The organism is Kitasatospora sp. NPDC051170 (assembly GCF_044455705.1).
Lineage (GTDB): Bacteria > Actinomycetota > Actinomycetes > Streptomycetales > Streptomycetaceae > Kitasatospora.
Genome location: NZ_JBITFA010000023.1, coordinates 1 through 22,712 on the forward strand (window position 1 = coordinate 1; position 22,712 = coordinate 22,712).

Sequence of the window (22,712 nt, forward strand, 5' to 3'; positions counted from 1 at the left end):
GCCACCCGCTATGACAAGACCCGCGAGTCCTACCAGGCCGCCGTCACCATCGCCTCGATCCTGCTCTGGATCTGATCTTTGAAGACGATCTCTAGCTCGTCAGGGTGACCCGAGCTTGCTGAGTGATTTCATCAACAGATCCATCGCCGACCAGGACCAGGCCGAGGCGGCCAACCTGAACTACTGGGCGCATTGGCTCGGGCTCGACCGGCGCGCTCAGACAGACGACTTCTTCATGACTGAGCGCGACCGACCAGCCTGGGACGCCTCGGCGCTGCTGCGGGAGCTCGCAGTGCGGCTGGACAGGGCCGTTGAGTACACCGATCTGTACGTTCATTCCGTCTGGGCTCTGGTTCTTTCACGCCGGAACCTGTTCGACTCTGATCCGTATGCGGCACGGGAATTGGCTGGAAGAGTTGGTGTTCTGCTTGATGGTGGAACTCTGTCTTCCGAGTCCCGGCGCAAGTCGGAATCGTTGTACTACGGTCTCCGGACAGGTGGGTACGGCGTTTGAGAGAGGTCGGCCATGGCAGAGAACGGGCAGGCGAAGGGCACTGCGGGGTATCTCTTCGAAGCGGGGATGCTCAAGCGGGCGAAGCGGTCGGGGTGGTGGATTGCCGGGGTGAAGGACCCTGAGACGATCGCTGAACACTCCTTCCGCACCGGTGTCGTTGGTGCGGTTCTCGCGATGATGGAGGGAGCTGATCCGGCGAAGGTCGCTCTGTTGTGCCTCTTCCACGACACGCAGGAGACTCGCATCGGTGACATCCCGCACATCGGTCGGCGGTACCTCACCGCAGCCTCCAACGAGCGGGTGACCGCCGACCAGGTCAGCGCTGCTCACCCGGCTGTTGTCGCTGGGATCAATGCAGTCGTCGCGGAGTATGAGAACGGCGAGAGCCTGGAGGTGGTCGTCGCGCACGACGCCGACAAGCTCGAATGCCTCCTCCAAGCGGTCGAGTACCGGGAGCAGGGCTACCAGAACGTCCAGCCGTGGATCGACAGCAGTCTCGGCAGTCTGAAGACCGACTCCGCCCGGGAGCTCGCGGAGGCGGCTCTCACCATGACCTCGTTGGAGTGGCAGAAGGTCTATCTCGAGCCTTTCAAGCCTGAGTAACGGCATCGGAGAGATTGCATCGCTCCACTCGGTGCCTGCAGAGGGTGGTGGAGGGCAGATGCGCAGGAAGTCGGCTGGGCCGACTTCCTGCGCTTATGGGGCGGTTGCCCGTGATGGGTTGAAGCGGACTTGGATGAGGTCGGGCGTCCTCGCAGCAGACCTGTACTCGGCTGGCTGCACTTTCCTGGGCCATAGTCTGCTCGCCTATGAGTCAGAAGGGAGGCTCGAGATCGCCCCGGCCATCGCTGTGCGGCCCGCAGCCCCAGGGCCCCTCCTGGAAAGGTTCCGTGTCGCTGACGTCACGGCACGCGTAGACAGCTAGGTGATCGCGATGCTGGGCAAGTGCGGGGTGTTCGGCGAGGACGAGCGCGGCGAGGCCGGCGGCTTCGCGCACGTCCTCGTGACTGTCCTCCAGGAACGGTGAGACGGCTCGAAAAAGCATCGGGCGCAGGTCGCGGAAGGCCGCCAGCGTGGTGCCGGGGGCGAGGAAGCCAGGGAAGTACCGCTCGGTGCGGTCGACAACCTCATCGGAGGCGTCGTCGGCCGTGGAAGCCAACCAGTTCAACAAGGTCGCGCGGAACGGGACGTTGCGATACGGCCGGAGGGTCATGACCGCCGGGTGGGCGAGGATGCCGGCGATGTACACGGCGACGGGGGCGGTGGCTTCGTAGATGGTGCCCTGGTGGCCGACCAGCTCAGTCAGCTCCGACAAAGCGGTGACCTGCGCCTTGGGATCAGGCTCCAGCAACTGTGCCAGGACTTCGGGAAGGCACTCACCGTTTCCGAAAGCCGTCTCGAGCGAAGCCCAATCAGTCTCCGCCAGGACTGCCTGGTAGGGCGGCAAGTCAGGCTCGTGGGGCGCCCCGGCCTTGGAGCTGCTGTGGTTCACAGGCCCGAACCTAGGCCAGACCTCTGACAGGTAGGGCCTCCCGGCCCGGATGGCCAAGGCACTCGAGGAGGCGTTGGATGTCGCAGAGTTTGAACAGCTTCGCTGACCTTTTGAGGTCTGCGCGGAAGTCGGCGGTCCACCTGGAACTGCGCGATGTCTACGCGGTCGACAACGAGGAAGAGGGTTTCCGGGCCTGGAAGTCGGGTCACCGGCTCGACCCCGCCGATCGCGGGTCGTGGTGGAGGCCGTGGCTCGACCTCGTTCAGGAGGTGACCGCCAACGGGGTCTCGGTGAAACGAGCCAGGGTCATCTCGGAGCCTGCCAGCGAATACATCCGGTACGAGCACTCGTTCACCTTCACCAACGTGGCAGGCGGCGAGGAGGTGCGGTGGCTGCCTCGCAGGGGAGCCTCCGACCTGCTACTGCCCGGAAACGACTTCTGGTTGTTCGACGGCAGGATCGTCCAGTTCAACATCTTCGACGGCGACGGCCAGTGGGTGCACACGGACCAAAATGACGATCCCGCTGTGGCGCGGAGCTGCGCGGCATCCTTCGACGCGGTGTGGGAGCGGGCTGTTCCTCACGAGGCGTACAGCATGGCCGAGTAGTCACCACTGTCGGCCGGTTCATCTCCTCTTCCTCTTCCCCCTTTCCAGCGCCCATGCCGTTCGGTCGGCCGCGCGTAGCGCGGCCAGGCCGGGGGTGGGCACCCGCCGGGAGGCGGGTGGGGGGTGGATGGTGGGGAACGGTGGGGGAACTGCTCGGCGAAGCGGATGATGCGCGGGTGTTCAGCGAGCAGAAGGGCCCCCGCATCGCGTGCGATGCGGGGGCCCTTCGGGCGGTGGTCAGGCGGTGGCGGGCTCGAGGGTGCGGGTGGCCGGAGTGTCGGCGATTGCGCGGGTGCGGAGGGCGAGGGGGATGCGGAGGGCGGCGATCCAGGTGAGGGAGGCCAGGAGCATGTGGAGGCCGACCATCAGCTCGGGGGCGTCGGTGAAGTACTGGATGAAGCCGAGGACGCCCTGGAGGAGGAGGACGGCGAGGAGTTCCTTGGCGCGGGCCTTCGCGGGCTGGGGGGCCTTGACGGCGGCGAGGACGAAGAGGGCGGCGATCGCGAGGCCGACGGCGATGAAGGCCAGGTCGGCGTGGAACTGGGCGAGGCGGTCGTAGTCGATCGGGATGCGCGGGACGATCTTGTTGTCCTTGGGCGTGCCCGGGTGGTGGCCGGCGCCGGTGACCAGGGTGCCGGCGGCGACCAGGAGGCCGATGACGGTGACCAGGACGTAGGAGAGCTGGTGGATGGGGCGGGCCACGGCGAGCTTCGCGGGGCCGTCGCCTTCCTTGGAGCGTTCCCACATGAGCAGGGCGACCCAGACCAGGCCCATCGCGGCGATCATGTGCAGCGCGACGGTGTACGGGTTGAGGCCGGTCAGGACGGTGATGCCGCCGAGGACGGCGTTGCTCATCACGAGCCAGAACTGGGCCCAGCCGAGCTTGGTCATGCTGCGCCGCCAGGGGCGGTGGCAGCGGGCGGCGAGGATGGCCCAGCCGACGGCCGCGCTCAGCACGTACGTGAGCATGCGGTTGGTGAACTCGACGACGCCGTGGAAGCCCATTTCGGCGGTCGGGACCAGGCTGTCGTCGGTGCAGCGGGGCCAGGTGGTGCAGCCGAGGCCGGAGGCGGTGAGGCGGACGGCGCCGCCGGTGACGACGATGACCACGCTCATCACCAGTGCGGCGAACGTGGCGCGCCGGACCATCTCGGCGGAGGGCTGCCAGCGCTCGGCGAGCAGGGAGAAGGGGTTCATCACGGGGTCAATCGTAGGTGCCCTTACAGCTGATCTTGGGGCGGGGCGCGGCACCGGGCGACGGCGGACGCTACCCAGGGGTACGAGAATCCAAACGGGATAATTCGGACGACACGCACATTGGTCTTGACCAATCACCCGTATGGCCGCAAGAGTGCGGATTGGTCCATACCTTTTTTTCGGGCCGCTCCCACTCCTCCCGCACGTAAGCGGAGATCCTGCACATGCGCATATCCACCTCAGCCGCCGCGCTCGCCGTCGGCGGCTCGTTCGTCCTGGCCGGCCTCGTCGCCCCGGCCGCCCAGGCTGCCGACCCCGGTCAGGAGTGCCGCAGCCTCGGGGTCGCCAACCTGTATGGCGAGTTCATCGAGGGCGACGACACCCACACCCCCGACGCCGAGGGCGCCGTCGCGGTCGGTGGCAACGCCGACTTCACCGGTGGGTTCTCGGTCGGCCAGGAGCTGACCCAGGCCCAGGTCGACGCCCTGCCGGGCAAGAACGCGCTCGTCGTGGCCGGCAAGCTCACCGGTGGCAACACCCAGGTGATGAAGGGCAACGGCGTCTACGGCTCCAAGGCCGACGGCGCCGTCATCCAGGCCCACGCCGGCACCGTCGGCCAGGGCGCCTCGCCGATCGACTTCAAGGCCGAGTTCGCCAAGCTGCGCGCCGCCTCGACCGCGCTGGCCGCCGTCCCGCAGACCGCCGGCGCCACCGTCCAGGCGGACGGCCCGAAGCTGACCTTCACCGGCGGCGACGCGAAGTACAACAGCTTCACCGTCGACGCCGCGAAGCTCCAGGGCGCCAAGGACGTCTTCCTCAAGGTGCCCGCCGGCTCGGTCACCGTGATCAACGTGACCGGCGGCTCGTACGACATGGCCGCGGCCGGGACCACCGGCTTCAGCATCTGGGACGCGGGCAAGAACGCCTTCCTCCTGGACGACAAGCTGCAGAGCGCCTCGGGTGGCGCGATCCGGGCCAAGCTGCTGTGGAACTTCCCGACCGCCACCAAGGTCGTCAAGAACAGCGCCGCCGCCTGGGCCGGCACCGTGCTCGCCCCGAACGCCGCCTTCGACCTCGGCAGCGCCGGCCCGGTCAACGGCTCGGTCATCGCCGCCTCGCTGACCGGTAAGGGTGGCGCGGAGACGCACCACTACCCCTTCACCGGCTGCCTGCCGACGACCCCGACCACCCCGCCGACCACCCCGCCGACCACGCCGACCTCGCCGTCGCCGTCGGCCACCACCCCGGGCACCACCGCCACGCCGAACCCGTCCGGCAGCGCGACCACTCCGGGCGGCACCGGCTCGCCGAGCGCGGGCGGCTCGGCCGGCCCGTCCTCCTCCACCGCTCCGGCGGTGCCGGGGGCGGCCAGTCCGTCCGCCAAGGCCGACGGCGGCGACCTGGCCCACACCGGCTCCGGCCCGGTGGTCCCGCTGGCCATCGCCGGCGCCGCGGTGATCGCGGCCGGTGGCGCGATGGTCGTCGTCGCCCGTCGCCGGGCGGCCAAGAAGGCTTGATCGGAGCCCAGCCCGATTAGACGCGGCTGACGCAGCTGACACGGCTGACGTGGCCGATGCGGCGCCCTCGGTGATTGAACCTGATCGCCGGGGGCGCCGTTCTGTCTGAAGGTGACGAAGTTCATTCAGGTTTGCCGAAAACGCGTTCAGCGAGGTGGCGGCTGTGATGGGCTGGTCATACACATTCGACAGCGGACCGACAGACGAATTCCGGTCGCACGGCGGGGTGTGGCGAGATGTGGGAGTGCCGGTAGAGTCCCCCGGACAGTCGTGGCGGGCCACCGCGAACCCATTCAACACGCCTGCTGCGTAAGACCGTTCGGAGGGGAACAAGGTATGGCGCGACAGCAGCGGATATCCAGGATGGGCGCGGCGGCCCTCGCCGGTACGGCGGCGGCCGGATTCGTTCTTCCCCTGGCGCTGGCGACCAGTGCCTCGGCGCACACGCCGACCTGGTCGGTGACCTGCGACAAGGTGCAGATCGATCTGATCAACTACAGCGACAAGCAGGGCGTGACGAACACGGTCACCCTCACCATCGACGGTGAGAAGGTCCTGGACGGCAAGACCTTCGGCAAGGAGTTCCACGACAGCGTCGTGGTGAAGGACCACAACGCCGCGGTCAAGGCGCACCTGGTGGTCAAGACCACGGAGTCGCCGAGCGAGCCGTCATGGGCCGTCGACGAGACGAAGACCATCGAGCCGTGCCACACGCCGACTCCGGTCCCCACCCCCAGCAAGACCCCGACGCAGACCCCGACTCCGACGGTGACCCCCACGGTCACGCCGTCCGCGACGAAGACGCCGACCAAGACGCCGTCTCCGTCGCCCAGCACCCCCGGCCCGGTGCTCGCGCAGACCGGTAGCAGCGACTCCACCCCGATCATCGCGGCCGCCGGTGGCGGCGTGGTGCTGGTCGGTGGCGCGCTCGTGCTGCTGGCCCGCAAGCGTCGTGGCGGCAGCGAAGGCTGACGCCCCCGGTAAGCCGAACGACGAACGCCCCCCGGCCTGTTGAGGCCGGGGGGCGTTGGGCATACCAGGACGCTACTCCCAGCGGAAGAAGCGCGCGGCCGCCGCCAGGCCGAGGACGGACCAGACGGCGAGGATGCCGAGGTCGGACCAGGGCACGCCCGCGCCGTGCTGGAGCACCGAGCGCAGCCCGTCCGAGAGGGCGGAGATCGGCAGCAGTTCCAGCGCCGACCGTACGGCGTCGGGGAACTTGCCCAGCGGCACGATCACCCCGCCGGCCAGGAGCAGCAGGATGAAGACCAGGTTGGCGGCGGCCAGCGTCGCCTCCGCCTTGAGGGTGCCGGCCATCAGCAGGCCGAGGCCGGAGAAGGCGGCGGTGCCGAGGGCGAGCAGGGCGGCGACGGCCAGAGGGTTGCCGTGGGGGGACCAGCCGAGGGCGAGCGCGATCACGGACAGCAGCGCGACCTGGAGGATCTCCGTCACCAGGACGCAGCCGGTCTTGGCGGTGAGCAGCGTCCAGCGGGGCAGCGGGCTGGCGCCGAGGCGCTTGAGGACGCCGTAGCGGCGTTCGAAGCCGGTGGCGATGGCCTGGCCGGTGAAGGCGGTGGACATCACGGCGAGGGCGAGCAGGCCCGGGGCGAGGAAGTCGACGCGCTTGCCGGGGCCGTCGACGGCGACGATGTCGACGGCGGAGAAGAGCACCAGCAGGACGGTCGGGATGACGACGGTGAGCAGCAGCTGTTCGCCGTTGCGCAGCAGCATCCTCGTCTCGAAGGCCGTCTGGGCGAGCAGCATCCGGCCGACGGGCGCCGCTCCCGGCCTGGGGGAGTAGTCGGTCACGAGCGGAGCTCCCGTCCGGTCAGGTCGAGGAAGACGTCTTCGAGGCTGCGGCGCTGGACGGACAGCCGTTCGGGCAGGATGCCGGAGGCCGCGCACCAGGCGGTGACGGCGGCGACCAGTGCGGGCGAGACCGGCGCCTGGACGCGGTAGCTGCCGGGGGAGGTCTCCACGGCGGCGGCGCCGGCGGGGAGCTCCTTGAGCAGCGGGCCGAGGTCGAGGCCGGGCGGGCCGTCGAAGCGCAGGGCGTCCTCGGAGCCGCCGCGGCAGAGCTCCTCGGTGGTGCCGTGGGCGATGACGCGGCCGCCGTCGACGATGGCGACGTGGTCGGCGAGCTGTTCGGCCTCGTCCATGTGGTGGGTGGTGACGACCACGGTGACGCCGTCGCGGTGCAGGTCGCGGACGAGTTCCCAGGTGGCGCGGCGGGCCTGGGGGTCGAGGCCCGCGGTGGGTTCGTCCAGGAAGACGAGCTCGGGGCGGCCGACCACGGCCATGGCGAGGGCGAGGCGCTGCTGCTGGCCGCCGGAGAGGCGGCGGTAGGTCGTACGGCCGCAGGAGCCGAGGCCCAGGCGTTCGACGAGGGCGTCGACGTCCAGGGGGTGGGCGTGCAGCCTGGCGGTGTGCCGGAGCATCTCCACGGCGCGCGCCCCCGCGTACACGCCACCCGATTGGAGCATCACGCCGATCCGGGGCCGCAGGGCCGCGTTCTGGCCGACCGGGTCGAGGCCGAGGACGCGGACGGTGCCGGCGTCGGGGCGGCGGTAGCCCTCGCAGGTCTCGATGGTGGTGGTCTTGCCGGCGCCGTTGGGGCCGAGGACTGCGGTGATCGTGCCGGGGGCGATGGTCAGGTCGAGGCCGTCGACCGCGACCTTCTCGCCGTAGCGCTTGACCAGCCCGGCGATCTGGACCGCGGGTACGGGGTTCATACCGGCGAGTCTAAGAGGGCCTCACGCGCGGGCCGGACGGCGCCTCGGTGATCGAAACGGCGCCCTGAAGGTGCCCGCATGATCGAATTCCCAAGCCAGGTAAGGCTTGCCTGCGTGACAGATGACACGGGTGCGGCGTGGATCACGGCTTGTCCCGGCGGAAGTAATTACGCAACACTGGTGTTGTGAAAAACATGCGCGAGCACACCCCGCAGCAGGAGGCCGAGTCGGCCCCCGGCTACGACGTGCCCGCGACGGCGGCAGAGGTGCTGTTGGACGGCCACCGCGCCACCCGTGACCGGGTCGCTCGCTCCATCCTGGACCACGGCCCGTCCTCCGCCGCCGACCTGGCCAGCCGGCTCGGCCTCACCGCCGCCGCCGTGCGCCGCCACCTGGACTCGCTGGCCGCCACCGGCCTGGTCGACGCCCGCGAACAGCGGGTCTACGGCAGCCGCGGCCGCGGCCGCCCGGCCAAGGTCTTCGGCCTCACCGACGCCGGCCGCGACGCCTTCTACCAGGCGTACGACCAGCTCGCCGCCGACGCGCTGCGCTGGATCGCCGACTCGGTGGGCGGCGGCAAGGCGGGCGAGGAGGCCGTCGCCGCCTTCGCCCGGGCCCGGTTCGGCAAGCAGGCCGAGAAGTACCTGGAGACCCTGCGGCAGGCCGAGGCGCAGGATCGCCCGGAGGCCCTCGCCCAGGCGCTGAGCGCGGACGGGTACGCTGCGACGGTGCGGCGTGTCCCCCCGGCGGCCAAGGCCCCCGCGGGTGCCCAGCTCTGCCAGCACCACTGCCCGGTCGCGCACATCGCCGAGCAGTTCCCGCAGCTCTGCGAGGCGGAGACCGAGGTCTTCTCCCAGCTCCTGGGCACCCATGTGCAACGGCTGGCCACCATCGCCCACGGCGACGGGGTCTGCACCACCTATGTGCCGGCAACCGGTGCCGCATCGTCGCCCACCGTGCGCAGCACGGTCCGCGGCTCCGATGCAGTGCCGACTGCCAGCACGTCGGAAAATTCCGCGTCCACCGAAGATTCTGCGTCCGCGCGTTAGGAAGCTCGCATGACTGACACCGTTTCGCACCCGGAGCTCGAGGGCCTGGGCAACTACGAGTACGGCTGGGCCGACCCGGACGCCGCCGGCTCCGTGGCCAAGCGCGGGCTCAGCGAGGAGGTCGTCCGCGACATCTCCGCGAAGAAGAGCGAGTCCGAGTGGATGCTCAACCTGCGTCTCAAGGGCCTGAAGCTGTTCGGCAAGAAGCCCATGCCGACCTGGGGCTCCGACCTGACCGGCATCGACTTCGACAACATCAAGTACTTCGTCCGCTCCACCGAGAAGCAGGCCGAGTCCTGGGAGGACCTGCCGGCGGACATCAAGGCGACGTACGACAAGCTGGGCATCCCGGAGGCGGAGAAGCAGCGCCTGGTCGCCGGTGTCGCCGCGCAGTACGAGTCCGAGGTCGTCTACCACCAGATCCGTGAGGACCTGGAGGAGCAGGGCGTCATCTTCCTGGACACGGACACCGCGCTGCGCGAGCACCCGGAGATCTTCAAGGAGTACTTCGGCACCGTCATCCCGGCCGGCGACAACAAGTTCGCCGCGCTGAACACGGCGGTGTGGTCGGGCGGATCGTTCATCTACGTGCCGAAGGGCGTGCACGTCGACATCCCGCTCCAGGCCTACTTCCGGATCAACACCGAGAACATGGGCCAGTTCGAGCGGACGCTGATCATCGTCGACGAGGACGCCTACGTCCACTACGTCGAGGGCTGCACCGCGCCGATCTACTCCTCCGACTCGCTGCACTCCGCGGTCGTGGAGATCATCGTCAAGAAGGGCGGCCGCTGCCGCTACACGACGATCCAGAACTGGTCGAACAACGTCTACAACCTGGTCACCAAGCGCGCCGTGGCGTACGAGGGCGCGACCATGGAGTGGGTCGACGGCAACATCGGCTCCAAGGTCACCATGAAGTACCCGGCCGTCTACCTGATGGGCGAGCACGCCAAGGGCGAGACGCTGTCGATCGCGTTCGCCGGCGAGGGCCAGCACCAGGACGCCGGCGCCAAGATGGTGCACATGGCGCCCAACACCTCCTCCAACATCGTCTCCAAGTCGGTGGCGCGAGGCGGCGGCCGGACCTCCTACCGCGGCCTGATCGAGATCGGTGAGGGCTCCAAGGGGGCCAAGTCCAACGTGCTGTGCGACGCACTGCTGGTGGACACCATCTCCCGCTCGGACACCTACCCGTACGTGGACGTCCGCGAGGACGACGTGTCCATGGGCCACGAGGCGACCGTCTCGAAGGTCAGCGAGGACCAGCTGTTCTACCTGATGAGCCGCGGCCTGACCGAGTTCGAGGCGATGGCGATGATCGTGCGCGGCTTCGTCGAGCCGATCGCGCGCGAGCTGCCGATGGAGTACGCGCTGGAGCTCAACCGGCTGATCGAGCTGCAGATGGAGGGTTCGGTCGGCTGACCCCCGGCCGTCCGACCGCCATCCACTGATTTCGAGGAAGAGAGCACAACGAACAGCCATGGCTGAGCAGAACACCACCGGCTCCACCACCGCCGGTTCGATCGAGGTCGGCACGGCGGGCGCGGGCGCGCAGCTCGCCGGCCCCGGCACCGGCCGGACCTCGGTCCAGCAGCCGATCGACGCGCGCGTCGCGGTCAAGCCCTCCTTCGACGTGAACGACTTCCCGGTGCCGCACGGCCGCGAGGAAGACTGGCGGTTCACGCCGCTGCACCGCCTCGGCGGCCTGCACGACGGCACCGCCGCCGCGGGCGAACGCGGCGAGGACAAGGTCGAGCTCGCGCTGCCGGACGGCGTCACCGCCGAGACCGTCGGCCGTGACGACGCCCGCCTGGGCAAGGCCGGCACGCCCGTCGACCGCGTCGCCGCGCAGGCGTTCAGCGCGTTCGACCAGGCGCTCGTCGTCACCGTCCCCAAGGACGCGGTGCTCGCCGAGCCGGTCAGGATCGACGTGCGCGGCGAGGGCGGCGTCCGCTTCGCCCACGTGGTGATCGACGTCAAGCCGTTCGCCGAGGCCGTCGTCGTCCTCAACCACGAGGGCACCGGCACCCGGGCCGCCAACGTGGAGCTGCTCGTCGGCGACGGCGCGAAGCTCACCTTCGTCTCCGTCCAGGACTGGGACCGCGACGCCGTGCACGTCGCCCAGCACAACGCGCTGGTCGGCCGCGACGCCTCGTACAAGTCCGTCGTCGTCACCTTCGGCGGCGACCTCGTGCGCCTGCACCCGCGCGTCAAGTACGCGGGCCCCGGCGGCGAGGCCGAGCTGTTCGGCCTGTACTTCGCCGACGCCGGCCAGCACCTGGAGCACCGTCTGGTCATCGACCACGACACCCCGCACTGCCGCTCCAACGTCGCGTACAAGGGCGCCCTCCAGGGCAAGGACGCGCACGCCGTCTGGGTCGGCGACGTGCTGATCCGCGCCGCCGCGCTGGGCACCGACACGTACGAGCTCAACCGGAACCTGGTGCTCACCGACGGCGCCCGGGTCGACTCCATCCCGAACCTGGAGATCGAGACCGGCGAGATCGTCGGCGCCGGCCACGCCTCCGCGACCGGCCGCTTCGACGACGAGCAGCTGTTCTACCTGATGGCCCGCGGCATCCCGGCCGACGAGGCCCGCCGCCTGGTGGTGCGCGGCTTCTTCGCCGAGCTGCTGCAGCAGATCGGTGTGGCCGAGGTGCAGGAGCAGCTCATGGTCAAGATCGACGCCGAGCTCGAAGCGGCGGTCTGATCCCGATGAGCTTCCTGCGTGCCTGCGCGCTCGGCGACCTCCAGGAGGACGTGCCCAAGCGCGTGGACCTCAACGGCGTCCCGGTCGCCGTCGTCCGCACCGACGAGGGGGTGTTCGCGATCAACGACATCTGCTCGCACGCGAACGTCTCGCTGTCCGAGGGCGAGGTCGAGGACTGCATGATCGAGTGCTGGCTGCACGGCTCCAGCTTCGACCTGCGCTCCGGCAAGCCCTCCGGTCTGCCCGCCACCAAGCCGGTCGCCGTCTACCCCGTAAAGATCGAAGGGGACGATGTGCTCGTCTCCGTCAACCAGGAGTCCTGAGTACACATGGCAACCCTTGAAATCCGCGACCTGCACGTCTCCGTGGACGCCGAGAACGGCCCGCGCGAGATCCTGAAGGGCGTCGACCTCACCGTCAAGCAGGGCGAGACCCACGCCATCATGGGCCCCAACGGCTCCGGCAAGTCCACCCTCGCCTACTCGCTGGCCGGCCACCCCAAGTACACCGTCACCGGCGGCACCGTGCTGCTCGACGGCGAGGACGTCCTCGAGATGTCCGTGGACGAGCGCGCCAAGGCCGGCGTCTTCCTGGCCATGCAGTACCCGGTCGAGGTCCCCGGCGTCTCCGTCTCCAACTTCCTGCGCACCGCCGCCACCGCCGTCCGCGGCGAGGCCCCCAAGCTGCGGCTGTGGGTCAAGGAGGTCAAGGAGGCCATGGCCGCCCTGCAGATGGACCCGGCCTTCGCCGAGCGCAACGTCAACGAGGGCTTCTCCGGCGGCGAGAAGAAGCGCCACGAGATCCTCCAGCTCGAGCTGCTCAAGCCGAAGATCGCGATCCTCGACGAGACCGACTCCGGCCTGGACGTCGACGCGCTGCGCATCGTCTCCGAGGGCATCAACCGGGTCCGCTCCACCGGCGAGGTCGGCACCCTGCTGGTGACCCACTACACCCGCATCCTGCGGTACATCCAGCCCGACTACGTCCACGTCTTCGCGGGCGGCCGCATCGTCGAGTCCGGCGGTGCCGAGCTGGCCGACAAGCTGGAGAACGAGGGCTACGAGGCGTACGTGAAGGGGGGCGCGTCCGAGTGACGCATGCCTTCACCGGTCATTCCGCCCTGCTCGACACCGACGCGATCCGCAAGGACTTCCCGGTGCTGCAGCGCGTGCTGCACGACGACAAGCCGCTCGTCTACCTGGACAACGCGGCGACCTCGCAGAAGCCGCGCCAGGTGCTGGAAGCCCTGAACGCCTACTACGAGCGGCACAACGCCAACGTCCACCGCGGCGTGCACGTGCTCGCCGAAGAGGCCACGGCGCTGTACGAGGGCGCCCGCGACAAGGTCGCGGCCTTCGTCAACGCGCCGAGCCGCAACGAGGTGATCTTCACCAAGAACGCCTCCGAGTCGCTCAACCTCGTCGCCAACATGCTGGGCTGGGCCGACGAGCCGTACCGCGTGGACGCCGACTCCGAGATCGTCATCACGGAGATGGAGCACCACTCGAACATCGTCCCGTGGCAGCTGCTGTCGCAGCGCACCGGCGCGAAGCTCAAGTGGTTCGGGCTGACCGATGAAGGTCGGCTCGATCTCTCGAACATCGACGAGCTGATCACCGAGAGGACGAAGGTCGTCTCGGTCACGCTGGTCTCCAACCTGCTGGGCACCGTCAACCCGGTCGAGACGATCGTGCGCAAGGCGCAGTCCGTCGGCGCGCTCGTCGTCATCGACGCCTCGCAGGCCGCCCCGCACATGGTGCTCGACGTGCAGGCGCTCGAAGCCGACTTCGTCGCCTTCACCGGTCACAAGATGCTGGCCCCGACCGGCATCGGCGTCCTCTGGGGCCGCCAGGAGCTGCTGGAGGACCTCCCGCCGTTCCTCGGCGGCGGCGAGATGATCGAGACCGTCACCATGGGCTCGTCCACCTACGCCCCGGCGCCGCACAAGTTCGAGGCCGGCACCCCGCCGATCGCCCAGGCGGTCGGGCTCGGTGCGGCCATCGACTACCTGTCCGGCATCGGCATGGACAAGATCGCCGCCCACGAGCACGCCATCACCGAGTACGCCGTCGAGCGGCTGCTCGAGGTCCCCGACCTGCGGATCATCGGCCCGCGTACGGCCGTCGACCGCGGCGCGGCGATCTCGTTCACCCTCGGTGACATCCACCCGCACGACGTGGGCCAGGTGCTCGACGAGCAGGGCATCGCCGTGCGCGTCGGCCACCACTGCGCGCGGCCCGTCTGCCTGCGGTACGGAATTCCCGCGACCACGCGGGCGTCGTTCTACCTGTACTCGACGCCGGGCGAGGTCGACGCGCTGATCGACGGCCTGCACCACGTCCGGAACTTCTTCGGCTGACGGGACAGGGCGGACGATCATGAAGCTCGACTCGATGTACCAGGACATCATCCTGGACCACTACCGCAACCCCCACGGCAAGGGCCTGCGGGACGGCGACGCCGAGGTGCACCACGTCAACCCGACGTGCGGCGACGAGATCACCCTGCGGGTGAAGCTCGACGGCTCCACCGTCGTTGACGTCTCGTACGAGTCCCAGGGCTGCTCGATCAGCCAGGCCAGCGCCTCCGTGCTGAACGACCTGGTCGTCGGCAAGACCGTGGGCGAGGCGCAGGTGGTCCAGGAAGCCTTCCTGGAACTGATGCAGAGCAAGGGCCAGGGCGAGGGCGACGAGGAGGTGCTGGAGGACGCGGTCGCGTTCGCCGGCGTCTCCAAGTACCCGGCCCGCGTCAAGTGCGCGCTGCTCAGCTGGATGGCCTGGAAGGACGCCACCGCCCAGGCGCTGGCGCAGCACCCCGTTACCGACTGAATCCGTAGAGGAGGACTGATCATTGTGACTGACGAAACCACCTCCGCTGCGGAGGACCAGACGGCCGGTACGGGCCTGATCGTCGGCACCACCGCCGGAACCGTCTCGGTGGAGGACCTGACCGAGGCCCTGATGGACGTCGTCGACCCCGAACTGGGCATCGACGTCGTCAACCTGGGCCTCATCTACGGCATCCACATCGACGAGTCCGACGTGGCCACCATCGACATGACGCTCACCTCGGCGGCCTGCCCGCTGACGGACGTCATCGAGGACCAGGCCAAGACGGCCACCGACGGGCTGGTGCAGGACCTGCGCATCAACTGGGTCTGGATGCCGCCGTGGGGGCCCGACAAGATCACGGACGACGGGCGCGACCAGCTGCGGGCGCTGGGGTTCAACGTCTGATTGCTCTGTATGTGCTTGCCGCCGCTGCCGCGCGAACCCTCCGGGTCCGCGCGGCAGCGGCGTTTCTGCGCCTGAACACCCGCGCATCATCCGCTTCGCTGAGAAGCTCTCCCACCGTTCCCCACCATCCACCCCCCACCCGCCTCCCGGCGGGTGCCCACCCCCGGGCTCGCCCCCGTTACCCTCACCATCCACTCCGGGAATCCCGCCTTGTCGCCCCACCCGTACCGGCGTACAGTTTCTTGTACCCAGCGGAGGAGTCGAGCCATGAAGACGATGACCTACTCGGAGTCCCGCGCACGCTACGCCGAGGTGCTCAATGCGGTCACCGACGACCGCGAGGAGATAGTGATCACCCGCGCCGGGCACGAGCCGGTGGTCATCGTCTCGCTGGAGGACTACCAGTCCCTCAAGGAGACCGCCTACCTCCTGCGCAGCCCCGCGAACGCCCGCCGCCTGCTGGCCTCCATCGACGAGCTGGAGAACGGCGGCGGAACCGTACGGGAGCTGGCGGACCCGGAGTGAAGATCACCTTCTCCTCCCGGGCCTGGGAGGACTACCTGTGGTGGCAGGTCCAGGACCGCAAGATCCTCAAGCGGATCAACACCCTCGTCGCCGATGTCGCGCGCAACGGCAACGAGGGGATCGGCAAACCGGAACCGCTCAAGCACGGGTTCCAGGGCTACTGGTCGCGTCGGATCAACGATGAGCACCGGCTGATCTACAAGGTCACCGACGACTCGATCCTGATCGCCCAGGGCCGCTACCACTACGAGAACTGAGGCAGCCCTCGTACTGTTCGTCGGTCTCCTTGGTTTGTTGCGAGGTCACTTATTCGGGCTGATGTCGTCGTCGGACTGCGCGGATCGGTTGGTGCTCAGCCCGTCGATCGGCGTCCACTCGTGTTCCAGGATCGAGTAGGTGATCGAGTCCCGCCAGGCGCCGTGGACGAATACGTGGTCACGGATGCGTCCGTCCTTGGTCATGCCTGCACGCAGGAGCGTGCGTGCGGATGCCTCGTTGAGCGGGGAGCGGGCGGCCCAGATGCGGTGCAGGCCCAGGGTGTTGAAGCCGAGCGCGCACAGCAGGTGGACGGTCTCGGTGCCGAGACCCTTGCCCCAGTCGGCTGCGTGGAGGGCGAAGCCGATGGTGGCGGCCTCCTGGGGCTCGGTGGCCAGGCGGGCATATCCGATGAGCCGGTGCTCGCCGAGATGGGTGATGGCGAGGCAGTACTCGCTCCTCGGGCTGGTGTTCGCGGCGGCAATGGAGCGGTCCGTGATCGCCTGGACCTGCTCGCGGGTGCGGGGTTCGAAGCTGAGGTGCCGGGTGGCCTCGGGGTCGCCGTAGACGGCTAGGAGGTCGTCGGTGTCCCCGGGTTCGACTTCGCGCATCGCCAGGCGGGGCCCGGTCAGGTGGACTGGGGTCATGCCTGGGGAGCCTACCGGCGTGGTCACCGGATGAGGACGGACGTCGGGCTGGCGATGAACGCCTCGATCTCCTCTAGCAGGTCGGCTGCTGGGGGGCAGCGCGGCGTGGATGCGCTGAGGTTCAGCTTCTCCGTCTTCAACCTGCTGCCGCGCGAACCCAACGGGTTCGCGCGGCAGTGGCGTTTGATTTGACGTTGCCTCAGACGCGTTCGCAACTTCGCCTGATAGTGCAAGTGCTACGCATGCAGGTGGACCTGGATGAGGCCGTACTTGCCGGTGGTGCGCCATGGCTCCCCCGTTGCGTCCAGCCCGGCGACCACCGGTTCGTTGAGACCGACGATGACGTCCGACTTCAACGTACGCAGAGCCGCTACCGGGGACGGAAAGTGGTCAGCCCGCTCGGCGAACGGAACTGTGGCGTCCCAGAGTTGGTCCCCGACGAGGCGGCGGTAGTTGAGGTCGCCCTTGAGGATCGTCATCGTGGCACCGGAGAGTTCGGCCCTGAGATCGGCGGGCATGTCGTGGAACGGCAGCGGCGCGCAGAAGAACGGGTGCGTGCGGACCACGAGCGTGCCGCTGTTCATCGCGTCCCAGAGTCGGCGTCCGATCCGTTCTGCCTCCTGCCCAGGTGCGGTACGAAGGCGCTCGATGGTGGCAAGGACGTCTGCGGTGGTCGCGTCCGACACGTAGTAGGGGGAGGGCTTGACGTACAGGACGACATTGGCCGCCAACCCGCTCGTGAGGAGGTGGTCGACCAGTACGAGATCCGGCAGCAGTTCCCGTCCGGCATTGTCCGCGATGACGCAGACCCTTGGATGACTTGCCGCCGACAGGGCAGACCAGAGGAGCAGGCTGTCGTCCGCAATTAGGGCAGAGGGCTGGGCGTCGCTCGGCGATGCGGTGATCTGGAAGCTGAGGTCCGCCCGGTTGCCCCAGAGCGCCGACGAGAGCAGCACGTCGGCCCGCTTCTCGGCCGACAGGGAGGGCAGCTCGCTGAGACCGGCCAACTCGGCGTCGACGGCCGGGCCGGCGAGTTCGGCGTTCTTGAACGGTGCGAACGGGTCGATGCCCTGCCAAGTCCCGGGCACGAAGTAGCCACTGGCTTCGAGCAGCCTGCGGTAGAAGTAGCTCTCGGCCCACAGGAACGGCGCCTCGCCCCACGGCCGTCCGAACAGACCCTCACCCCACTCCAGCCACTGCTGGTGGTCGTGGGTACTGGTGCTGAGTGGCTGTAGTACACCCTCGGTGCTCTCGGCGAGGAGCTCCTCGATCGCGGCTCGCTCGCTCGGCCCGTACGGCAGTGCATCGAGCACCTGCCGGACGAGCTTCGGGTGCCGCTCGTGGAAGACATCCCGGGCGAACGAGCCGGAGGTGCCGCTCAGGATCACGGGTGCGCTGGGCATGCTCAGATTCGTCCTTCTCCTCGGCTGTCGGCGAGTTCCGCCACATGATCCACGGTCTGCCCGTGATGGAGCTGCAGCGACGCAGGGCCGGCCGCGCTCCCGACGAGCACGCGACCCGTACCGGGGTCGGCGGCGGCGCAGTTCAGTGTCGCGTCGACGCGTACCTCGGCGAGTTGGTGCTGGTGGCTGAGCGACCACGCCCGCACGGTTCCGTCGGCCGCAGCCGACAGCAGTCGGTCGGGATCGTCGCCGAAGGCCATCATGAGGACCCGGCCGACGTGTCCGGACAGGTGAGCGGTGAACTGGCCGGTTCGGACGTCGCGGACGTGGATCTCCCCGGTGCCCGAGCCCACCGCGAGGTGGGCGCCCGCGGCATCGACGGCGATCGAACGTGCCCATCCTCCGGGGTTCACGAACCGGTTGAGGTGCCGACCCGTGCGCGAGTCCCAGAGGTGCACGGAGCCGTCGCCGCCGCTCGCCGCGAGCAGGTGACCCTCGGCGTCGAACGCTAGCGACCGCACGCGGCCGGCATGGGCCTGCTGCTCCCACACCAGCGCTCCGGAGGGGAGGTCCCAGCACCGGATGTGCCCGTCGCCGGTGCTGGCGGCGAGCCGGGTGCCGGACCGGGCCACCGCGACGCCCCAACTCCGGGTGACGTCGTCGTTGAGCCGCAGTGCCCAGCTCTCGTCGTCGAGGGACCAGACGTGGACTGAGCCGTCCCCGCAGGCCGCCGCGACGTACCTGCCACCGGTGGCCACCGACCACACCCGGCCCGCGCTGCCCAGCAGTTCGCGGCGCGACGCGGCGGTGGGCAGGTCCAGGAGTTCGACGTGGCCGTCACCGTGGCCCACGGCGCCGAGACCGCCGTCGGACGTGATGTGGGTGGACCAGACCGTGTTCGAGCCTTCGGCTACGGTGTGGATCCCGTCAGGTTCCGACTTCGTCCACAGTCGCAGGGCGCCATCCTCGCAGCCGGCGACGACCGTGCCGTCGGCCGCGCAGGCGAGTGCCCGGACCCAGTCGACGCCCGGCGGCATCCGCACCTCGCCGACCGGGCCACCGGCGTCGAACGCCCGGATGACGGCGTCCTCGGTGGCGGCGAGGAGGAGGTCCGACTGGCCGTCGAGGACCACCGAGCGGACGCGTGCGGGAAGGCCGTCCACCCGCCGGACCTGGTTGAGCCTGCCGCCGCTGGTGTCCCAGAGGACCACGGAGCGGTCCCCCGAGCCCGAGGCGAGGAGCCCGCCGGTGCGGGAGAAGGCCACCGACCGGACCCAGTCCCGGTGACCCGCCTTCTCGTCGAGGAGCGCGCCGGTCGCCAGGTCGTAGAGGCGGACGAACTCGTCCTCACCCGCTGCGGCCACGACCCGCGCAGCGGCGTCGACGGAGACCGTCCACAGCGGCGTTCCGCAGGTCGCCATCGAGTGGCTGAGGCTCAGTTCCTCGATGCTCCAGACCCGCACGTTCCCGTCCTCAGCTGCTGACAGCAGGTACTGGCCGTCCGGGGTGAAGCTGAGGCAGCGGACTCGGCGATCGTGACCGGCCAGGATGCCGAGAGCTCTTCCCGTGCGGGGGTTCCAGAGGCGGATCAGGCCGTCCTCGCCCGCCGAGGCCAGCAGCGCGCCGTCATGCGTCAGGGCAGTGGCGAACACCCAGCCGGTGTGGGCGTGGAACGCGTGGACCAGGGTGCGCGAAGCGAGGTCCCATACCCGGACGGCGCCGTCCTCGCCGCCGGAGGCGATGAGGCCCGCAGCGGTCGCGACCGAGACGACGGCGCCCACGTGGCCGTGCCCCACTGCGGCGGCTCGGGCCCACGAGGCATGGAAGCCGGCTGCGTCGGCGGTCTCCGTGGCGTTGCCGAACGGCAGGTCGCCCGCCCGCACAAGGGCGAGGGTCAGCGTCGAGGCCATGTCCTGCGGCGTCCGGAGTCCGTGCAGCAGGTACCCGGCACCGGTCAGGGTGCCGGCCCGATGCCAGTCCCGGTGCCGGGGGTGGGAGTCGGCCCGGAAGGGTTCGACGGTCCCGAGGACTATGGCGTCGGCCGCCAGGGACTGGCTGCCGATCGTGGCCGCCTTGCGCGCCACGTACGAGGTGGACGACAGCAGGTCCACCAGCTCGTCATCGAGTCCGGCCTCGTGCAGGTGGTACGGCAGTTGCTGCCACATGTAGGGGTGGGATGCCGACAGCTGCGACCAGTCCGCCGCACCGGCGCCGCGGTAGGAAGCGATCAACGAGGCGTGCAGGGCTTCCCACTGATCGCCCACCATGTGCTTCAGGTAGGAGCGGAACACGTCGTGGAGGACCACCGCGTCCCGGTCGGCCAGATACGCGCTGATCAGCGAGCGGTCGGCCAGGATCCGGCAGAACTGGCGGACGGTGCTGGCCGACCAGCCGTGGGACGTGCCCCACCAGTGGGTGAGCACGCTCAGAGGCACCGGGAGCGTGGCGGGGAAGACCGCCAGGGAGAGGTAGCGCTCGCGCAGCGACGAGCCGCCGGTGATCCGTACGCCCTCGTCGAGACTGCGCAGACTGGCGGTGATGGCGTGGCCGATCGCGTTGGAACGCTGGTCCGCGTCCCAGACGTCGAACGCCTGTGGGCCGTGGGCGTGCAGTGCCTGCCTGGCCTCGGTGACGGCCCGTTCGGCTGAGGCTCCCGCGTTCAGGTCGGAGGAGACGTTGGAGCCGACCACGGTGGCCAGCAGCGGCCACCCGCCGCACAGGGCCGCCAGCCGGTCGGCGGCCGGCCGGGTCAGGCGGGAGACGGATCGGGTCAGCAGCTCGCTGATCTCCGGAGCCGACATCGGGCCGAGCCGCAGCACCTGCGCCGTCGATGGGCAGGTGCGAATGTTCCTCGTGGTCACGAGGCGGGTGCAGGATGGCGCTCCGAAGAGGAACGGGGCCAGGTCCGCCGCCGACCAGACGTTGTCGATGACGAGCAGCACCCGCCTGTCCTGCAGCACGCGGGCCAGGCGGAAGCCGGCCTGCTCGGGATCGGTGAGTGCGGGGCGGGTTCCGTCGACGTGCACGCAGAGATCGGAGATCAGCTCCACGACGCGGGCGGCGGTGCAGCCTTCTCCTGTCTCCACCCAGAGGATCTCGGGGAACATCTCCCGGACGCCGGGGTCCTCGCACACCTGCGTGACCAGGGTCGTCTTGCCGAAGCCGCCGGGTCCGCACACCGCCAGTACCGGGCTCCTGCCGGATGCGTTCGCCTCGGCCAGCAGGGAGATGACGCTGTCGAAGTCTTCGGATCTGTGTACCAAGCCGGGCTCCGGAGGTGGCGCTAGGACGTAACTTCCCGTAGTGGTCGCTCGATGACGGGCGTGCCCGTCGAGGAGCTGTCGGAAGCGGTCCACAGCGTCGGGGTCCGCCCGGTCGAGGACTGTGTCGAGCAGTGCCTGCGAGTCGGTCACGGGGAACAGGTGCTCCCCGCCGGCCTCCCACTTGGACACCGTCCGATCGCTGACACCGAGGTGGGCTGCGAAACCGCGGACGGTCATCCGTAATGCCTCACGAAGAGCCTTGGCCTCACGACCTGACCAACGCTGCACCGTGCCCACTCGAACCCCCGCGATCGGTACTGACGACGCTAGCAGCCTATTCCGAGGCATCCCGGGTCGTACGGGCAATGGTTCAGCACGGGTTCGGCACGAGTACCACAGCCGCGACGAGCGGCGATCCTCTCGCACTGCGGTACCGCGGGGCTCGGTTCGGTGCCGGTTCCACGGCGGTGCGACGCGCGGACCTACGCCGGAGCGGGCTCCGGCAGGCAGGCTTTCAACAGCTGCTCAACCCCCAGGCTTCGGCCGGCAAAGCCGCTGGAGAAGCCCCCACTTGGTGATTCGATCACCGGTCTCGGCCCATCGCCGTCGCCGGTGACGGAAGGGAACTGATGGACAGCACCCTGGCCCTCCCGGAACAGAGCCCGATCGTCACTGCGACGCCTGCCGGATGGCGGCCCACCGCCGTGATCCTGGACCTATTCGGAACTCTGGTTCCGGCCCCGGACGATCGCGAGCGCAGCCATGCCGCCCGGAGGATCGCCGCCGAACTGCGCGTGCCTGACCACATCGCCGACCAGGTGCTCAGCGGAAGTTGGCAGGCTCGGCACGACGGCACCCTGAGCACGCCCACCGAGATCGCCGCGCATCCTCGCCGCCGATGTCCCGTGGATCTGCCGCACCGAAGGCTCTCGCGCCGACCTCGCCGCCCTGCTGGGCACCGAGCCTCCCGCCACCGTCATCCCGCACGGCTAGACCTCCGCGTCGCTCTGCTCGCGCGAGCCGAGGAGACACTGCGCGAGCGGGGGGCGTCCGCGCTGTCCCTGCGCGAACTGGCCCGCGAGGTCGGGGTGAGCCCCGCCGCGCCGAGTCGCCACTTCAAGTCCAAGCAGGCACTGCTGGACGCCCTGGCGCTGACCGGGTTCGAGCGGCTCGCCGAGACCATCGCAGCCTCACAGGAAGGCGCTGGTGAGGCGTTCGCCGACCGGCTGGACACCGCGGCCCGCGCCTACGTGGGTTTCGCCGTGGCCAACGCCGCACTGCTCGATCTGATGTTCTCGGTCAAGCACAGTCCGCAGGCGTCGGAATCACTCGGGGCGACCGCCCACCGATGGTCCGATCAACTCCTGGAGCTGATCGGCGACGGGCAGCGCGAGGGCGAAGTACGCGAGGGACCACTCGAACGGATCGCCTTGCCAGTCGTCGCGGCACTGCACGGCTACGCGGACCTGACGGTGAGCGGCGTCCTGCCGCCGGAGGTGGCTGAGTACGGCTTGGACGACCTGATCGCGTCCGTCCTGCGCGGCTGCGCGCCACAGTAAGA

General features: G+C 69.4%; 23 protein-coding genes. 16 read left to right on the forward strand and 7 right to left on the reverse strand.

The annotated features are described in order from the left end of the window. Positions 1-115: 115 nt before the first annotated feature. The gene (locus ACIBCA_RS33945) at positions 116-514 is read left to right on the forward strand and encodes a hypothetical protein (RefSeq protein ID WP_396286946.1); all 399 of its coding nucleotides are present in this window, start codon (positions 116-118) and stop codon (positions 512-514) included. A 12-nt stretch (positions 515-526) separates the two neighbouring features. Further along, entirely contained in the window at positions 527-1,117 is a 591-nt protein-coding gene (locus ACIBCA_RS33950; RefSeq protein WP_396286947.1) for an HD family hydrolase, read from the forward strand. 211 nt (positions 1,118-1,328) lie between these two features. Here the strand turns inward: ACIBCA_RS33950 and ACIBCA_RS33955 are convergent, their stop codons facing one another. Continuing rightward, on the reverse strand, positions 1,329-2,006 hold the full coding sequence (locus ACIBCA_RS33955) for a hypothetical protein (protein WP_396286948.1): 678 nt from the start codon (positions 2,004-2,006) through the stop codon (positions 1,329-1,331). A 77-nt stretch (positions 2,007-2,083) separates the two neighbouring features. On the opposite strand from ACIBCA_RS33955, the gene ACIBCA_RS33960 reads away from it, so the two are divergent. Then, positions 2,084-2,614 (forward strand): DUF6879 family protein, encoded by a 531-nt coding sequence (locus tag ACIBCA_RS33960; RefSeq protein ID WP_396286950.1) that lies wholly within the window; start codon positions 2,084-2,086, stop codon positions 2,612-2,614. Positions 2,615-2,851: 237 nt separating this feature from the next. Here ACIBCA_RS33960 and ACIBCA_RS33965 read toward each other — a convergent pair whose 3' ends face one another. Then, on the reverse strand, positions 2,852-3,811 hold the full coding sequence (locus ACIBCA_RS33965; protein ID WP_396287036.1) for a heme A synthase: 960 nt from the start codon (positions 3,809-3,811) through the stop codon (positions 2,852-2,854). A 224-nt stretch (positions 3,812-4,035) separates the two neighbouring features. Between ACIBCA_RS33965 and ACIBCA_RS33970 the strand changes: the two genes are divergently transcribed. Both ACIBCA_RS33970 and ACIBCA_RS33975 read left to right on the forward strand, forming a co-directional pair. Further along, positions 4,036-5,328, forward strand: coding sequence for a choice-of-anchor A family protein (locus tag ACIBCA_RS33970; protein ID WP_396286951.1), 1,293 nt, complete (start codon positions 4,036-4,038; stop codon positions 5,326-5,328). A gap of 336 nt (positions 5,329-5,664) precedes the next feature. Then, on the forward strand, positions 5,665-6,300 hold the full coding sequence (locus ACIBCA_RS33975; protein ID WP_396286952.1) for an LAETG motif-containing sortase-dependent surface protein: 636 nt from the start codon (positions 5,665-5,667) through the stop codon (positions 6,298-6,300). A 72-nt stretch (positions 6,301-6,372) separates the two neighbouring features. Here the strand turns inward: ACIBCA_RS33975 and ACIBCA_RS33980 are convergent, their stop codons facing one another. Both ACIBCA_RS33980 and ACIBCA_RS33985 read right to left on the reverse strand, forming a co-directional pair. Then, positions 6,373-7,092, reverse strand: a complete 720-nt coding sequence (locus ACIBCA_RS33980; RefSeq protein WP_396287037.1) for an ABC transporter permease — start codon at positions 7,090-7,092, stop codon at positions 6,373-6,375. Between the two features lie 41 nt (positions 7,093-7,133). Then, positions 7,134-8,060 carry an ABC transporter ATP-binding protein gene (locus ACIBCA_RS33985; protein WP_396286953.1) on the reverse strand — a complete coding sequence of 309 codons (927 nt, stop codon included), beginning with the start codon at positions 8,058-8,060 and terminating at the stop codon, positions 7,134-7,136. Between the two features lie 194 nt (positions 8,061-8,254). Here ACIBCA_RS33985 and ACIBCA_RS33990 point away from each other — a divergent pair, with 194 nt between their 5' ends. The 10 genes from ACIBCA_RS33990 to ACIBCA_RS34035 all read left to right on the forward strand — a co-directional run bounded on the left by ACIBCA_RS33990 (position 8,255) and on the right by ACIBCA_RS34035 (position 15,840). Beyond that, positions 8,255-9,109, forward strand: a complete 855-nt coding sequence (locus tag ACIBCA_RS33990; protein ID WP_396286954.1) for a helix-turn-helix transcriptional regulator — start codon at positions 8,255-8,257, stop codon at positions 9,107-9,109. Positions 9,110-9,118: 9 nt separating this feature from the next. Next, positions 9,119-10,534: a Fe-S cluster assembly protein SufB gene (sufB, locus tag ACIBCA_RS33995; protein ID WP_031065289.1), complete on the forward strand. Its 1,416-nt coding sequence runs from the start codon at positions 9,119-9,121 to the stop codon at positions 10,532-10,534. A 58-nt stretch (positions 10,535-10,592) separates the two neighbouring features. Further along, positions 10,593-11,822, forward strand: coding sequence for a Fe-S cluster assembly protein SufD (gene sufD, locus ACIBCA_RS34000; RefSeq protein WP_396286956.1), 1,230 nt, complete (start codon positions 10,593-10,595; stop codon positions 11,820-11,822). A gap of 5 nt (positions 11,823-11,827) precedes the next feature. Beyond that, entirely contained in the window at positions 11,828-12,145 is a 318-nt protein-coding gene (locus ACIBCA_RS34005) for a non-heme iron oxygenase ferredoxin subunit (RefSeq protein WP_031065283.1), read from the forward strand. A 6-nt stretch (positions 12,146-12,151) separates the two neighbouring features. After that, positions 12,152-12,916 carry a Fe-S cluster assembly ATPase SufC gene (gene sufC / locus ACIBCA_RS34010; protein WP_031065281.1) on the forward strand — a complete coding sequence of 255 codons (765 nt, stop codon included), beginning with the start codon at positions 12,152-12,154 and terminating at the stop codon, positions 12,914-12,916. Further along, positions 12,913-14,181, forward strand: a complete 1,269-nt coding sequence (locus ACIBCA_RS34015) for a cysteine desulfurase (RefSeq protein WP_396286957.1) — start codon at positions 12,913-12,915, stop codon at positions 14,179-14,181. Before sufC ends, ACIBCA_RS34015 begins: the two co-directional genes overlap by 4 nt. Before the next feature lie 19 nt (positions 14,182-14,200). Beyond that, positions 14,201-14,650: a Fe-S cluster assembly sulfur transfer protein SufU gene (sufU, locus tag ACIBCA_RS34020; RefSeq protein ID WP_396286958.1), complete on the forward strand. Its 450-nt coding sequence runs from the start codon at positions 14,201-14,203 to the stop codon at positions 14,648-14,650. A gap of 75 nt (positions 14,651-14,725) precedes the next feature. Then, a complete protein-coding gene (locus tag ACIBCA_RS34025) occupies positions 14,726-15,058 on the forward strand; it encodes a metal-sulfur cluster assembly factor (RefSeq protein ID WP_078860786.1) in 333 nt (110 codons plus the stop codon). A gap of 267 nt (positions 15,059-15,325) precedes the next feature. Beyond that, complete coding sequence (locus ACIBCA_RS34030; RefSeq protein WP_396286960.1) at positions 15,326-15,583, forward strand: type II toxin-antitoxin system Phd/YefM family antitoxin; 258 nt, start codon at positions 15,326-15,328, stop codon at positions 15,581-15,583. Next, positions 15,580-15,840 carry a Txe/YoeB family addiction module toxin gene (locus ACIBCA_RS34035; protein WP_396286961.1) on the forward strand — a complete coding sequence of 87 codons (261 nt, stop codon included), beginning with the start codon at positions 15,580-15,582 and terminating at the stop codon, positions 15,838-15,840. Before ACIBCA_RS34030 ends, ACIBCA_RS34035 begins: the two co-directional genes overlap by 4 nt. 45 nt (positions 15,841-15,885) lie before the next feature. Here ACIBCA_RS34035 and ACIBCA_RS34040 read toward each other — a convergent pair whose 3' ends face one another. From ACIBCA_RS34040 to ACIBCA_RS34050, 3 genes are all read right to left on the reverse strand, one after another. Next, positions 15,886-16,485, reverse strand: a complete 600-nt coding sequence (locus ACIBCA_RS34040) for a GNAT family N-acetyltransferase (RefSeq protein WP_396286962.1) — start codon at positions 16,483-16,485, stop codon at positions 15,886-15,888. A 236-nt stretch (positions 16,486-16,721) separates the two neighbouring features. Beyond that, on the reverse strand, positions 16,722-17,888 hold the full coding sequence (locus tag ACIBCA_RS34045) for a damage-control phosphatase ARMT1 family protein (protein WP_396286963.1): 1,167 nt from the start codon (positions 17,886-17,888) through the stop codon (positions 16,722-16,724). A gap of 2 nt (positions 17,889-17,890) precedes the next feature. Beyond that, positions 17,891-21,499, reverse strand: coding sequence for an NB-ARC domain-containing protein (locus ACIBCA_RS34050; RefSeq protein WP_396286964.1), 3,609 nt, complete (start codon positions 21,497-21,499; stop codon positions 17,891-17,893). 659 nt (positions 21,500-22,158) lie between these two features. Between ACIBCA_RS34050 and ACIBCA_RS34055 the strand changes: the two genes are divergently transcribed. Beyond that, the gene (locus tag ACIBCA_RS34055) at positions 22,159-22,710 is read left to right on the forward strand and encodes a TetR/AcrR family transcriptional regulator (protein WP_396287038.1); all 552 of its coding nucleotides are present in this window, start codon (positions 22,159-22,161) and stop codon (positions 22,708-22,710) included. The last annotated feature ends 2 nt before the right edge of the window (positions 22,711-22,712 follow it).